The 13,739-nt window shown below is 71.7% G+C and carries 10 protein-coding genes; 7 read left to right on the plus strand and 3 right to left on the minus strand.

Annotation, left to right across the window (positions count from 1 at the left end; translation table 11 throughout):
• Positions 1 to 411 precede the first annotated feature (411 nt).
• Positions 412 to 861, plus strand: a complete 450-nt coding sequence (locus ACZ5CW_RS30410; protein WP_468606972.1) for a PTS sugar transporter subunit IIA — start codon at positions 412 to 414, stop codon at positions 859 to 861.
• 79 nt (positions 862 to 940) lie between these two features.
• Positions 941 to 2,611 carry a phosphoenolpyruvate--protein phosphotransferase gene (ptsP, locus tag ACZ5CW_RS30415; RefSeq protein WP_468606974.1) on the plus strand — a complete coding sequence of 557 codons (1,671 nt, stop codon included), beginning with the start codon at positions 941 to 943 and terminating at the stop codon, positions 2,609 to 2,611.
• A gap of 107 nt (positions 2,612 to 2,718) precedes the next feature.
• Here the strand turns inward: ptsP and ACZ5CW_RS30420 are convergent, their stop codons facing one another.
• The gene (locus tag ACZ5CW_RS30420; protein WP_468606976.1) at positions 2,719 to 3,609 is read right to left on the minus strand and encodes a hypothetical protein; all 891 of its coding nucleotides are present in this window, start codon (positions 3,607 to 3,609) and stop codon (positions 2,719 to 2,721) included.
• 131 nt (positions 3,610 to 3,740) lie between these two features.
• Entirely contained in the window at positions 3,741 to 5,708 is a 1,968-nt protein-coding gene (locus ACZ5CW_RS30425; RefSeq protein WP_468606978.1) for an acetoacetate--CoA ligase, read from the minus strand.
• Between the two features lie 214 nt (positions 5,709 to 5,922).
• Between ACZ5CW_RS30425 and ACZ5CW_RS30430 the strand changes: the two genes are divergently transcribed.
• Complete coding sequence (locus tag ACZ5CW_RS30430; protein ID WP_468606980.1) at positions 5,923 to 8,283, plus strand: glycoside hydrolase family 31 protein; 2,361 nt, start codon at positions 5,923 to 5,925, stop codon at positions 8,281 to 8,283.
• A gap of 65 nt (positions 8,284 to 8,348) precedes the next feature.
• Here the strand turns inward: ACZ5CW_RS30430 and ACZ5CW_RS30435 are convergent, their stop codons facing one another.
• On the minus strand, positions 8,349 to 8,885 hold the full coding sequence (locus ACZ5CW_RS30435; protein WP_468606982.1) for an NUDIX domain-containing protein: 537 nt from the start codon (positions 8,883 to 8,885) through the stop codon (positions 8,349 to 8,351).
• Positions 8,886 to 9,109: 224 nt separating this feature from the next.
• Here ACZ5CW_RS30435 and ACZ5CW_RS30440 point away from each other — a divergent pair, with 224 nt between their 5' ends.
• The 4 genes from ACZ5CW_RS30440 to ACZ5CW_RS30455 all read left to right on the plus strand — a co-directional run bounded on the left by ACZ5CW_RS30440 (position 9,110) and on the right by ACZ5CW_RS30455 (position 13,623).
• Positions 9,110 to 9,556, plus strand: coding sequence for a Zn-ribbon domain-containing OB-fold protein (locus tag ACZ5CW_RS30440; RefSeq protein WP_468606984.1), 447 nt, complete (start codon positions 9,110 to 9,112; stop codon positions 9,554 to 9,556).
• The gene (locus tag ACZ5CW_RS30445; RefSeq protein ID WP_468606986.1) at positions 9,553 to 10,743 is read left to right on the plus strand and encodes a lipid-transfer protein; all 1,191 of its coding nucleotides are present in this window, start codon (positions 9,553 to 9,555) and stop codon (positions 10,741 to 10,743) included. Before ACZ5CW_RS30440 ends, ACZ5CW_RS30445 begins: the two co-directional genes overlap by 4 nt.
• 132 nt (positions 10,744 to 10,875) lie before the next feature.
• Positions 10,876 to 12,528, plus strand: coding sequence for an EAL domain-containing protein (locus ACZ5CW_RS30450; RefSeq protein WP_468606988.1), 1,653 nt, complete (start codon positions 10,876 to 10,878; stop codon positions 12,526 to 12,528).
• Positions 12,529 to 12,873: 345 nt separating this feature from the next.
• A complete protein-coding gene (locus tag ACZ5CW_RS30455; RefSeq protein WP_468606991.1) occupies positions 12,874 to 13,623 on the plus strand; it encodes an MIP/aquaporin family protein in 750 nt (249 codons plus the stop codon).
• Positions 13,624 to 13,739 lie beyond the last annotated feature (116 nt).

Here is a 13,739-nt window from a genome sequence, read left to right on the forward strand (position 1 = left end):
TCTGGCGTTGATTTTTGGCACGCTGTTGAGTTCTCAAGGAACGGTCGCTTCCTTTGTACTCACCCTCTCGGGCTTTCCTCCGGGCTTCCCTTCGGCGTTTCAAACTCTACCAGGGTTTTTCTGTCTCTCTGACCACCCTCCTGCGAGCACGCAGAAGGAGACCCAGAGATAGGATCTGAAGAGTTTGGGTTCTGCCGAGCGTGGACGCTGTCGCGCCCCTCCGCCCTAAGCAGGAGTACGACTGTACACGGGGCCTCGAAGGCGGTGCAAATCCACTGGGTTGGTGGTCTAGACCACTAGCTGGTAGCTTCTATCCGGAACCGCCAGTTCATTTGACATACCCTGCTGCTCAGGTCGTCCGGGACGGACAGTGACGGCCCGTAAGCAGCCCCACTCCTTGGGAGGCTTCCCATGACCACCGTGACGTCCCCTCTCGCCGGACGTGCCATCGGACTGGCCTCGGTGCCGGATCCGGTCTTCTCCGGGGCCATGGTCGGCCCGGGCACCGCCATCGATCCCGTGCGTGAGCCTTCCGAGGCCGTGGCGCCCGTGGACGGCGTCATCGTCTCCCTGCACCCGCACGCCTTCGTGGTGGTGGACGAGAGCGGGCACGGCGTGCTCACGCATCTCGGCATCGACACCGTGCAGCTCAACGGTGAGGGCTTCGAGCTGCTCGTCAACAAGGGCGACACCGTGACGCGCGGGCAGAGCATCGTGCGCTGGAACCCTTCCGCGGTGGAGGCCGCCGGCAAGTCCCCGGTGTGCCCCGTCGTCGCGCTCGAAGCCACGGCCGAGTCCCTCTCCGATCTCCGTGACAGCGGGGACGTGAAGGCCGGCGACAGTCTCTTCGCCTGGAACTGACGGCAGTGCCGTCTGCGGGACGGCGACAGGACAACCACCGCGGCGGCGGGACCCGCCGCACTTATCGGAGACGGGTGAGATGGAGACAACGCTGCGAGGCGTCGGCGTGAGCCATGGCGTGGCGATCGGCGAGGTTCGGCACATGGGTACGGCGGTGCTGGAGCCGCCGGCCAAGCAGATCCCCGCCGAGGACGCGGAGCGCGAGCAGGGCCGTGCTCGCCAGGCCGTGGACGCTGTGGCCGCCGACCTGATGGCGCGTGGCAATCTGGCGGGTGGCGAGGCCCAGGCCGTGCTCGAGGCCCAGGCCATGATGGCCCAGGACCCCGAACTGATGGCTGACGTGGACCGGCGGATCGCCGTCGGCAGCACGGCCGAGCGCGCGGTGTACGACGCGTTCGCGGCCTACCGGGAGCTGCTGGCCGGCGCGGGTGAGTACCTCGCCGGGCGGGTGGCCGACCTCGATGACGTGCGGAATCGCATCGTCGCGCGACTGCTGGGCGTTCCGATGCCGGGCGTCCCGGACAGCGACCAGCCTTATGTGCTGGTTGCTCGGGACCTGGCTCCTGCCGACACGGCACTGCTCGACCCGTCTCTGGTGCTCGGTTTCGTGACCGAGGAGGGCGGTCCGACCAGTCACAGCGCGATCCTGGCGCGTGCCCTGGGCGTACCGGCCGTCGTCGCGCTGCCGGGTGCCGTTGAGCTGGCCGAGGGCGCTGTCGTCGCCGTGGACGGGAGCACCGGTGATGTCTTCGTGAACCCGAGCGCGGAGAAGAAGGCCGAGCTGGAGGCCGCGGCCGCCGAGCGCAAGGCGGCGCTGGCCGCCTCGACCGGGCCGGGCGCGACCGCGGACGGACACAAGGTGCCGCTGCTGGCCAACGTCGGCGGCCCGGCGGACGTACCGGCGGCCGTGGCGGCCGGGGCCGAGGGTGTCGGTCTCTTCCGTACCGAGTTCCTCTTCCTGGACGACAACAAGAACGCTCCTTCCGAGGAGAAGCAGGTGCAGGCCTACCGGCAGGTGCTGGAGGCGTTCCCCGAGGGCCGCGTGGTCGTGCGTGTGCTGGACGCCGGTGCGGACAAGCCGCTGGACTTCCTGACGCCGGCGGACGAGCCGAACCCTGCGCTGGGTGTCCGTGGTCTGCGCACGCTGCTCGACCACCCCGAGATCCTGCGCACGCAGCTCACCGCGCTGGCGAAGGCCGCCGAGGGGCTGCCCGTCTACCTCGAGGTCATGGCGCCGATGGTGGCCGACCGCTCGGACGCGAAGGCGTTCGCGGACGCCTGCCGCGAGGCGGGCCTGCGTGCCAAGTTCGGCGCGATGGTGGAGATCCCCTCCGCCGCGCTGCGGGCCCGTTCGATCCTGCAGGAGGTCGAGTTCCTGTCGCTGGGCACCAACGACCTCGCGCAGTACACCTTCGCGGCGGACCGGCAGGTCGGTGCGGTCTCGCGGCTTCAGGACCCGTGGCAGCCGGCGCTGCTCGACCTGGTGGCCCTGTCCGCGGAGGCGGCCAAGGCCGAGGGCAAGAGCTGCGGCGTGTGCGGTGAGGCCGCGTCCGACCCGCTGCTGGCCTGTGTGCTGACCGGTCTGGGTGTCACCTCCCTCTCCATGGGCGCGGCGTCCCTGCCGTATGTCCGGGCGACGCTGGCGAAGTACACGCTGGCGCAGTGCGAGCGGGCCGCGGCGGCCGCCCGTGCGGCGGACAGCGCCGAGGAGGCCCGCGGCGCGGCCCAGGCGGTGCTGTCCGGCGAGTAGCCGTGCCGGCGCGTGTGGCGTGCCGGGTGATCAGGGGCGTCCCGCCTTCGGGTGGGGCGCCCCTGGCGCGTTCTGTGTGCCTCGTTCCGTATGCCTTCGGTGTGCGCTCAGTGGCGGTGCCCCGGTGTGCTCTCCTCTCCGAGGTCGGGTGGCTCGCAGTAGTCGACACCGGACTCGGGCGAGATGAGGTCGCCGGACTCGACGTCGGTGCAGTAGGCGTCGAACACTTCCGAGGCGGTGAGCGGTTCGAGTTCGCCGACGCGCAGCCGCCAGCCGTAGACGCGGTCGGCCGTGCCGGGGGCACTGGTGCGCATGACGAGTCCGCCGAGGCTGCGGGTGGCGAGGCCGAGGGCCAGGACGCTGGTGAATTCGAGGGCCTCGGCCTCGTCGAGCCGGGTGGCTCCCTGGGGGTCCTGGTCGCCGTGCAGGACGGAGAGGAGGGTGTCCGGTGGTCCCGAGACGCTGCACACCATGTGCCGGTCGCCGGGCGGTGCGCTGTCGAGGATGCGGACCAGGAGGTCGGAAGCGCGGGTGAAGGCCGCCCTGCCGATGTCCTCGCCGCAGGTGGGGCAGGGGCCGAGGCGGGTCAGCAGGGTGGTGGCGTATTCCCAGGTGGCCTGGCGTACGGCTTCGTCGACGAGGGCGGGCACAAGAGCGGCGAGGGGTCGGCCGTCGTAGGGGATGGTGGGGCCGGTGGCCGCGAGTTCCGCGGTGAAGCGGGTGCGGCTGGCCGGGGCTTCCGGGTCGAGGCCGGCGTCGGCGCAGTAGGCGGCGTAGTCCTCCGGGTCGAACAGGGCGAGCGTCGTGTGGGTGCCCTGGGCGGCCCGGGTCCTGAGGACGGCCTCCACCTGCCGCAGGTAGGTGGCGTGGTCGTCGAAGGTGAAGCTGCGGTAGCGCCGCATGGCGCGGAAGTCGTGTTCGTCGGTGAGCAGGCCGATCGTGCCGGCGATCTCGCGGCGCAGGACGCGTCGCATGGTCTGGTGCTCGGTGTGCGCCATGTTTCCCCCTGATGCGCAGTCGATCAATGCTCACTCACCGTAACCGGCGGCACTGACAACGGGTGCCGCTGGAGGTCGCGGATCGGGCGCTACGGTCGACTGCGCAGGCGTCGGGGGGCGTCTGTCTCGGGTCAGGCGCGCTTGCGGGCGAGTTCCTCGTAGAACCCGAGCAGGGCGAGGTTGTCGATGGATCCGGGGTTGACGGCCTTCTCCAGCGGTGTGCCCTGCAGGAGGCGTTTGACCGGAACCTCGATGCGCTTGCCGGTGAGGGTGTGCGGGATGCCGGGCACCTCGATGATCTCGTCCGGTACGTGCCGGGGCGAGAGTTGTTCACGGATGGCCTGTTTGACCCGGTTCAGGAGGGTCTCGTCGAGGGCGGCACCCGGTGCGAGGTGCACGAACAGCGGCATCCAGTAGCCGCCGTCGGGCTGCTCGATGCCGATGACGAGGGATTCCCTGATCTCGGGGAGCCGCTCGACGACTTCGTAGATGTCGGCCGAGCCCATGCGCACGCCCTGCCGGTTGAGGGTGGAGTCGGACCGGCCGTGGATGATCACGGACCCGTGCGAGGTGACGGTGATCCAGTCTCCGTGGCGCCAGACGCCGGGGTAGGTGTCGAAGTAGCTGTCGTGGTAGCGGCTGCCCTCGGGGTCGTTCCAGAAGTGGATCGGCATGGACGGCATGGGGTTGGTGACGACCAGTTCCCCGACCTCGTCGACGAGGGGCTTGCCGCTGGGGTCCCACGACTGCAGGTCGGTGCCGAGGCCGGGGGCCTGGAGTTCGCCGATGTAGACGGGGAGAGTCGGTACGGCTCCGGCGAAACAGGAACAGACGTCGGTGCCGCCGCTGACGGAGGCGATCCACAGGTCGTCGCGGACCTCGTCGTGCAGCCAGCGGAAGCCGTCGGGCGGCAGGGGCGAGCCGGTGGTGGCGACGCACCGCACGGTGGACAGGTCGTGGTCGCGGGCGGGGTGGACGCCGGCCTTGCGGCAGGCCATGACGTAGGCGGCCGAGGTGCCGTAGAGGGTGGCTCCGGTGCGTTCGGCGACCCGCCACTGGGCGCCGGTGTCCGGGTAGCCGGGGCTGCCGTCGTACAGGACGATCGTCGTTCCCGTGAGCAGGCCGGAGACGAGGAAGTTCCACATCATCCAGCCGGTCGAGGTGTACCAGAAGAAACGGTCCTGTGGGCCGAGGTCGCAGTGCAGTCCGAGTTGCTTGAGGTGCTCGACCAGGATGCCGCCCTGGGACTGGACGATCGCCTTGGGCAGGCCGGTCGTGCCGGAGGAGTACAGGACCCACAGGGGGTGGTCGAACGGCACCTGCTCGAAGACGGGGTCGGTGTCCCCCGCCGTGAGCGCCGACCAGTCCAGGGCGCCTTCCGCCGCCTCGGTGCCGAGGAGCGGGATGTGCACGACGGCCCGCAGGGTGGGCAGCTCGCGGCGCAGTTCGGCGACGATCTCGCGGCGGTCGTGCTCCTTGCCGCCGTAGCGGTAGCCGTCGACGGTGAACAGGACGACGGGCTCGACCTGCTGGAAACGGTCGAGGACGCTGCGGGCGCCGAAGTCGGGGGCGCAGGAGGTCCAGACGGCGCCCACGGCGGCCGTGGCGAGGAGGGCGACGACGGCCTCGGGGATGTTGGGGAGGTAACCGCTGACGCGGTCGCCGGGGCGTACGCCGAGGGCGCGGAGTTCGGCGGCCAGGGAGCCGACCTGCCGGCGCAGCTCGGACCAGGTCACCGGGCGCGGTTCGTGCGTCTCGTCCACATGGAGGAGGGCGGGTTCCTCAGCGCGGTCGTGCGCGGCGCGCAGGGCGTGTTCGGCGTAGTTGAGGGTGGCTCCGGGGAACCACTGGGCGCCTGGCATCGAGCGGTCGCCCAGCACGCGCGCGTAGGGGGTCGTGAACCGTACGTCGAACCACTCCGTGACGGCTTTCCAGAAGGTGTCCAGCTGCTCGACGGACCACCGGTGCAGAGCTGGATAGCCTCCCTCGGCCGGAGCGCCGTGGTGCTCGGCGGCCCAGGCCTGGAACCGGGTGATGCGTGCCTGGGTGATCCGCTCGGGATCGGGCTGCCAGAGCGGCTGGGGGTTCGCGGTCGACATGGGGCGGCTCCCGGACTGTGCGCGTCGTGTGCGTCGGTCCGCGCACGGGCTGGGGTGTGCGCGTGACGCGGCTGACAGGGACGATGCCATGTGATCGACTTCTGCACCAGGGTGGGCCCCACATAGTCCGTGTCGTGAAGATGTGGCCCGGTCACGGGTGAACGGCAGTTGAACGACACGCCCGCGTGGCGGGCTCAGTGGCAGGGTGAACAGCATGGACGGTCGTGACCTGGTGCGTTCGATGAGTGGGGTCGGTTCGGGGAGGGCGGCACGGGGGTTGCGTACCGTACGGGCCGCGTGGCGCAGGAGGCGTATCGACGCCGCCGGACTGCCGCAGCGGGGGGCCGAGCGGGCACGGGTCCCGGGGCAGGTCCAGGGTGTGGAGCCGGGGCCGGGGGGCGGGCTGATCCGCTTCACCCGGTCCGAGCTGCGGATCACCGTCGCGGTGAACGGGGCCGTCTTCTGGGGGTGGGACGGGGCCGGCCCGCAGCCGTCGTACGCGCTCGCGGGGAGCGGTCCGGAGCCGGATCCGCGGGCGGTTCTGGAGCCGGACAAGGACGGTGGCTGGCGGGTGGTCGCCGAGCGGGTGACGGTCGTCGTGTCACGGCACGGCGCGGTGCAGGTGTGCACGCCCGGCGGGGTGACGCTGCGGCGGGACCTGCCGCCGCGCTGGTGGGAGCCGGTCGACGGGGGTGCGGCGCGGTGGATGCAGCGGTCGGAGGTGACGGCGGACGCCCGGTTCTTCGGATTGGGCGGGCGGGCGTCGGGGCCGCGGCTGCGGGACGGCGCGTACCGGCTGTGGAACACCGATCCGGGCCGCGCGTTCGGGCCCGGTGACGATCCGCTGTACCTGACCATGCCGCTGCAGGTGGTGGTGGCCGACGCCGGCACGCATCTGGTGTTCCACGACACCACGTGGGACGGCACGGTGGTGCTGCGGGAGGGTGAGGAGGGCGCCGGGTCCGGACACGACCGGGCGGGACGCTGCGAGGTGCGGATGGACGGTGGTCCGCTGCGCTGCTGGGTGATGGTCGGCCCTCCCGCGCGCGTGCTGCACACCTGGGCCTCGCTGACGGGCGCGCCCGCGGTGCCGCCCACGTGGGCGCTCGGCCACCATCACGCACGGTGGGGTTTCGGCAGTGAGCAGGAGGTGCGCCGGATCGTCACGGGTTACCAGGAGCACGGTCTGCCCCTGGACGCCGTCCACCTGGACATCGACCACTACGAAGAGCACCAGGTGTTCACCGTCGACCAGGAGCGCTTCGCCAAGTTGCCCGTGCTCGCCGAGGAGCTGCGCCGGGACGGGATCCGGCTGGTGTCGATCGTCGATCCGGCGGTGAAGGTCGCGCCGGGCAATGCCGTCTACGACAGCGGTTCGGCCCTGGACGCATTCGTGCGGGACGCCTCGGGGCGCACGGTGCGGGGCGAGGTGTGGGCCGGTGAGTCGGTCTTTCCGGATTTCACGCACGCGCGCGTGCGCAAGTGGTGGGGCGGGCTCTACGAGGAGCGGCTCGGTCAGGGCTTCGCGGGGTTCTGGCACGACATGAACGAGCCGACGTCGTTCAACGCCTTCGGTGAGCGGACGTTGCCGCGTTCGGCCCGGCACGCCTTGGAGGGGCGTGGCGGCGACCACCGGGAGGCGCACAACGTCTATGCGCTGTGCATGGCCCGGGCGGGCTACGAGGGGCTGCGCGAGTTGTCGCCGCGGGAGCGGCCCTTCCTGTTCTCGCGCTCCGGCTGGGCGGGGACGCAGCGCTATGGGGGCGCCTGGTCGGGGGACGTGGCGACGGGCTGGGCCGGGCTGCGGGCGTCCTTGTCGCTGGTGCTGGGACTCGGGCTGTGCGGAGTGCCGTACTCGGGTCCGGACGTCGGCGGTTTCGACGGCAGCCCGTCGCCGGAGCTGTACCTGAGGTGGTTCCAGCTGGGCGCTTACCTGCCGCTGTTCCGTACGCACGCGGGTCTGCGGGCGGGGCGCAGAGAGCCGTGGGAGTTCGGTGCCGAGGTGCTGGAGCACGCGCGCGTGGCGCTGCTCGAGCGCCGGAGGCTGCTGCCCTACTTCGTGACACTGGCGCATCTGGCCCGGCGGACCGGCGCGCCCTATGTGCGGCCGCTGTGGTGGGGGACGCCGGAGGACCGGGCGCTGCGCGACTGCGAGGACGCGTTTCTGCTCGGTGACGGCCTGCTGGTGGCTCCGGTGCTGGCCCCAGGTGCCGACCGGCGCGTGGTGCAACTGCCGCGGGGCCGCTGGTACGACGTGGTGACGGAGGAGGCGTACGAGGGTCCGGCTCAGGTTCTCGTCGACGCGCCGCTGTCACGGATACCGGTCTTCGCGCGCGCGGGAGCGGTCGTGCCCGTCCGGGGCGCCGACGGGGGGCTCGAGCTGGAGGTGTGGGCGCCCGCGCGTGGCCGGACCGGAGGCGGCCTGGTGGTGCCGGACACGGGCGACGGCTGGGACGACCCGGAGGTCGAACGCTACGTCGCCCGCCGGCAGGGCCCGGGGGTGGTCGTCACCCGGGAGCGGGAGGACGGCATGGGTGAGCCGCCCTACCCGGTGCGGGTACGGGGGCTCGGCTGAGCCGCGCCTCTTGGGGTCGACTCGGCTGAGCCGCGCCGCGTGCGGGGGCCCGTCCGGAGCGCGGCTCAGACGTACCGGCCCTCGAACCAGGCCCGTACGGCCACGGTGTGCAGCGGGAAGGCGAGTTCCTCGGGCCTGCGCAGCAGGTGCCAGCCCTCGGTCTCGTCGGTGGGGTCGGACGGCGGGAGTCCGTCGGCCGGCCGTTCCGGGAGGAGGCCGAAGAGCAGCAGATGCCCGTCGGGCGAACTCATGGCGTCCACGAGCCGCACGTCGCGGGTGGCCGCGTCGATGCCGGTCTCCTCCTTGAGTTCGCGTACGACGGCCTGCTTCCAGTCCTCCCGGTCGTCGATGTACCCACCGGGCAGGGCCGTGCCTCCGCGCGCGGGGGCGATGGTTCGGGTGATGACGACCAAGGCCGTTCCCTTGGTGTCGTACACGGGCTGGAGCGCGATCGCGACCGGCAGCGGATTGCGGTAGGCGACCGTCCCGCAGTTCGGGCAGGTGCGCGGCCAGCCGGAAACGCCTTCTCCATAGGGCGCTCCGCAGCTCGAACAGTGCGAGCCTGGGGCGGAGTTGGCAGTTAGTTGCTGAGTTTCGGACACGCGCGGACTGTATCCGATCAAGGGAAGGACGTCTTCCGGCAGTGACGCGCAAGGAACGACGGGAACCAGGAGGGGCGGCCCGAATCACCCCCGTCGATCCCGGCCGCCCCTCGCGTACCAGGACGCCGGAAGGGGACGCACGGTTCACAAGGGCGGCCTGCCCTTTTCACGTGACCCGTGGCACACTTCTGACGCTCCGTCAGATAACGTCACGGGGAGGGGCTTTGCCGCATACACGCGCACCCGCAGTCGGGGGCTGGTTCACCGGCGAGGGGGACGGCTTCCGGCTCCTGGGCACCCGCTGCTCGTCCTGCGCCTCGGTCTTCTTCCCCCGCGAGGACGTCCACTGCCGCAACCCGTACTGCGCGGGTGGCCCCCTGGAGGAGGTTCCGCTGTCACGAAGGGGGCGAATCTGGTCGTACACCGACAGTCGATACCGTCCTCCGTCACCCTATGTGAGTAGTCCGGAACTTCCGTGGGAGTCGTACGCGTTGATCGCGGTGGAGCTGGAGTCCGAGCGGATCGTGGTGCTGGGACAGGCGGCTCCCGGGATCACCGTCGCCGATCTGACGGTGGGCATGGAGGTGGAGGTCGTCCCCGGGGTGCTCCACGAGGACGCGGAGACGGCCTGGACGATCTGGCACTGGCGGCCGACGGGGGTGACGGCATGACGGCGGAGGTGGCGGTGCTCGGCGCGGGCATGCACCCCTGGGGCAAGTGGGGGCGCGGCTTCGTCGAGTACGGGACGGCGGCGGCCCGCGCGGCGCTCGCGGACGCCGGCCTGCAATGGCGGGACGTGCAGTCGATCGTGGGCGCGGACACCGTGCGGGGCGGATATCCCGGACATGTGGCGGGAGCGACCTTCGCCAAGGCCCTGGGCTGGCAGGGAGCCAGGGTCGCGAGTGTGTACGCGGCCTGTGCGTCGGGGGCGCAGGCGATCTCCACGGCGCGGGCGCAGATCCTCGCGGGCCTCGCGGACGTCGTGCTCGTGGTCGGGGCGGACGCGGCGCCCAAGGGGTTCTTCCGGCCGGCGGGCGGGGACCGTCCCGACGATCCGGACTGGCTGCGCTTCCGTCTGCTCGGTGCGACGAACCCGGTGTACTTCGGGCTGTACGCCCGGCGGCGGATGGCGGTGCACGGGGACACGCCGGAGGACTTCGCCCTGGTGAAGGTGAAGAACGCGGCGCTCGGGGCGCTCAATCCGTACGCCCGCTACCGCAAGCGGGTCACCATGGAGGAGGTCGCCGCGTCCGCGGTGGTCGCCGATCCGCTGCGCCTGCTCGACATCTGCGCCACCTCCGACGGCGGCGCGGCCCTGGTGCTGTCCAGCCTGGAGTTCGCGCACCGGCACGGGGTGCCCCGGCCGGTGCGGATCCGGGCGGTCTCCACGGTGACCCCGCGTTTCCCGAACACGGTGCTCGACCTGCCCGACATCGCCACCGACTCCGCGGTCGCGGTCGAACCCCCGGCCGAGACCTTCCGGGCGTCCATCGCCAGGTCGGCCTACGAGGAGGCGGGCATCGGCCCCGAGGACCTGGATCTGGCCGAGGTGTACGACCTGTCGACCGCGCTCGAACTGCAGTGGTACGAGGATCTGGCGCTGTGCGGTGAGGGCGAGGGCGCGAAGCTGCTGCGCGAGGGCACGACGGCACCGGGCGGCCGCATACCCGTCAACACCAGTGGCGGGCTCGCCTCGTTCGGTGAGGCGGTACCGGCGCAGGCCATCGCCCAGGTCTGCGAGCTGACCTGGCAGTTGAGGGGTTCGGCCGGTGACCGGCAGGTCGCCGGGGCGCGCGTGGGCATCACCGCCAACCAGGGGCTGTTCGGGCATGGATCGTCGGTGATCACGGTGCGATGACCGCAAGGGCGGAACACGCCGTACGGCGAGGGCGCCGGTGAGGCTTTCCACGCTGCGTGATCAGCCCGGAATCCTGTGTGAACGTCTCATGAACTGCGCTTGGGGGCGTGCCGGCGGCGCCATCATGCTCCCGTGCACTCCTGGACGGATACTCTCCGCTTCGCCTTCCAGCCGGTGGTCAACCTGAGGACGGGCGCGGTCGCCGCACTGGAGATACTCGCCCGCCCGGAGACCGGTGACATCCTGGCCGAAGCCCGCCGTGACCCCGAACTCGACGGCATGCTCACGGTGCTGGCCCTCCGCGCGGCGACGCGCAAGGAGACGCTGCTGCCGCTCCACCTGAACGTGTTCGCGGCCACCCTCGCCGACCTCGGCGGTCTGACACCGCTGCACGACGCCGTACGCGCGGCGGGGCGCATGTGCTGGGAGGTGACGCTCGACATCGTCCCGCCGTACACGCACGTGCCGCAGCGGGCTCTGCAGGAGGCGGTGGCCGCCCTCCGCGAACAGGGGTTCCGGATCTGTGCGGACGGCATCGGGGACGGCGACGTGCCGCTCAGACTGCTCACGGACCTCGTGCCCGACCTGGTCAAACTCGACGCCTCGCTGCTGACCCGCCCCGCCGCGGTGCGGGCGATGCGCACGCTGTGCGAACAGCTGGGAGCCCTGGTCGCGGTGGAGGGCGTGGAGACCGAGCTGCAGTGCGCGGCGGCGGTGTCGGCGGGCGCCCAGCTGGCGCAGGGGCAGCTGTTCGCGCCGCCGGCCCGGCTCCCGGCGGCGGACGTATACGTTCCACCCCGCTCGCCCGGCTCGCTGCCCATGCCCCGGTCGGGGCCCTCGGTAAGGGAGTTCGTGCGCCCGGCCGCCGTCCTGCCGGTGACGGCTTCGGCGGGCCAGGTACGGGCACTGCTGACCGGTTCGCCTGATGTCTCCGGTGTGCTGCTGGTGGACCAGGCCGGACGGCCCGTCCGGTCGGTGCACCGCTCGCGGTTCCTGCTGTCGCTGTCGGGCCGCTACGGGCATGCCCTGTACGCCGACCGACCGGCCTTCAAGCTCGGGGACGCACCCCGCACCGTCGGCGTCGACGCCACCGCCTGGGAGGTGCTGGACGTGGTCGCGGTCGGCGGCCGGGGCCGGACCTCCGACGATGTGGCGGTGATCGACGAGCACGGCCGGTGCGTGGGTGTCGTACGGCTCGCGGACCTGGTGCGGGCGTTGGCCGAGAGCCGGGTCGAGGAGGCGGCCGGGCTCAATCCGCTGACCCGGCTGCCCGGCTCGGACGCGATCACGGGTGAGGTGGACCGGTGGATCGCGGACGGGCGGGCGTTCGCGCTGAGCTGGCTGGACATCGACCACTTCAAGCAGGTCAACGACGGTGCCGGCTTCGCGGCCGGTGACGAACTGATCCGGTCGGTGGGCCGCGCGCTGCAGCAGGCGGTCGCGGGGCACGCGCGCGTGGGTCACATCGGCGGTGACGATTTCCTGGTGCTGGCCGACGAGGACGCGCTCGATCCGCTGGTCGCCGCCGTGCTCCACGCCCCCTGGTCGGCGGGCGGCCGGCCGGTCACGCTCTCCCTCGCGACCATCGTGTGCTCTCCGGGCAGCGTGAGTGATCACCGCCAGGCCGCCGCCCGTCTCGCCCCGCTGAAGAAGGCGGCCAAAGCCCTGAACGGTGCGAGCTGGGTGCTCGGCCGCGCCGGGCTGCCCGGCCACGAGGTACGGCGCGGCGACTCGGGGGCGGCACCCGCCCAGGCCGGGTACGCGGCCGCCGAGCCAGGGTGGTGAACCGGCCTCCCGCACAAGCCCGTTGCGGTGCCCTGCCGTACGGGCCCGCGGGGGCGTGCGGCTGTCACCGTCGTCGTCGGCAACCTTGACGCCCCCGGGACGCCGGTGAACACTTCCCGGTGTCAGCCGACATCGCCGTACATTCTCGGCGTTATCAGGCACTGCGCCCGGGTCTGTCCTGCTCCACGGCCCGTCCCTCCATGGCGATACGGCTGCGACGGCACGCTCGTCACGGACGCCGGGCGGGGCGCGAGGCCTCCCTGCCTTCGGCTGAAGTCGCCAAGGGAACCGTTCCTGCACGGAGGGTCGGGGCTGATCGCCCCCACCGGCGCCAAGGGAGCCGCCATGAGCAACGGAGACATATTCGTCGGCGAGGTCATCGGTACCGCGATCCTGATCCTGTTCGGTGCCGGTGTCTGCGCCGCCGTCACCCTCAGACACTCCAAGGCGCGGGCCTCGGGCTGGGTCGTGATCGCGTTCGGCTGGGGCTTCGGCGTGCTCGCCGGCGCGTACACCGCCGCTCCCCTCTCCGGCGGCCATCTCAATCCCGCGGTCACCATCGGCATCGCCGTGGACACCGGCACGTGGGGAAAGGTCTGGGTGTATCTGCTGGGCCAGATCGTCGGCGCGATGGTGGGTGCCGTCCTCGCCTACCTCGTGTATCTCGCGCAGTTCCAGGCCAACGTCCGCACGGAGGGCACCACCGAGGACACGGACGGCGAACCGGTGCCGACCCTCGGCGTGTTCTCGACCATCCCGGAGATCCGGAACCCGGTCGCCAACCTCGTCACCGAGATCATCGCGACCGTCGCACTGGTGCTGCCCGTGCTCGCCTTCGGGCTGACGAAGGGGCTCGGCGAGTCCGGCGTCACGGTGCTGATCGTCTCGCTTCTCGTCGTCGGCATCGGACTCTCCCTCGGCGGCCCCACCGGCTACGCGATCAACCCGGCCCGCGACCTCGGTCCCCGCGTCGTGCACACCTTCCTGCCGATCCCCAACAAGGGCACGTCCGACTGGGGTTACGCCTGGATCCCGGTCGTCGGCCCGCTCATCGGCGGGGCACTCGCGGGCCTCATCTACAACGCGGCCTTCTGAGCCCGCACACGGCCCGCCCGCACTGTACGGCCCGCCCTGCCCACACCGCCCGCCCTGCCCCACGCGGGCCCGCCGCACGGCCCTCTGCCCAGCGACCCGACCCAGCGACCCAGGGA

Source organism: Streptomyces sp. NPDC031379, assembly GCF_055569615.1.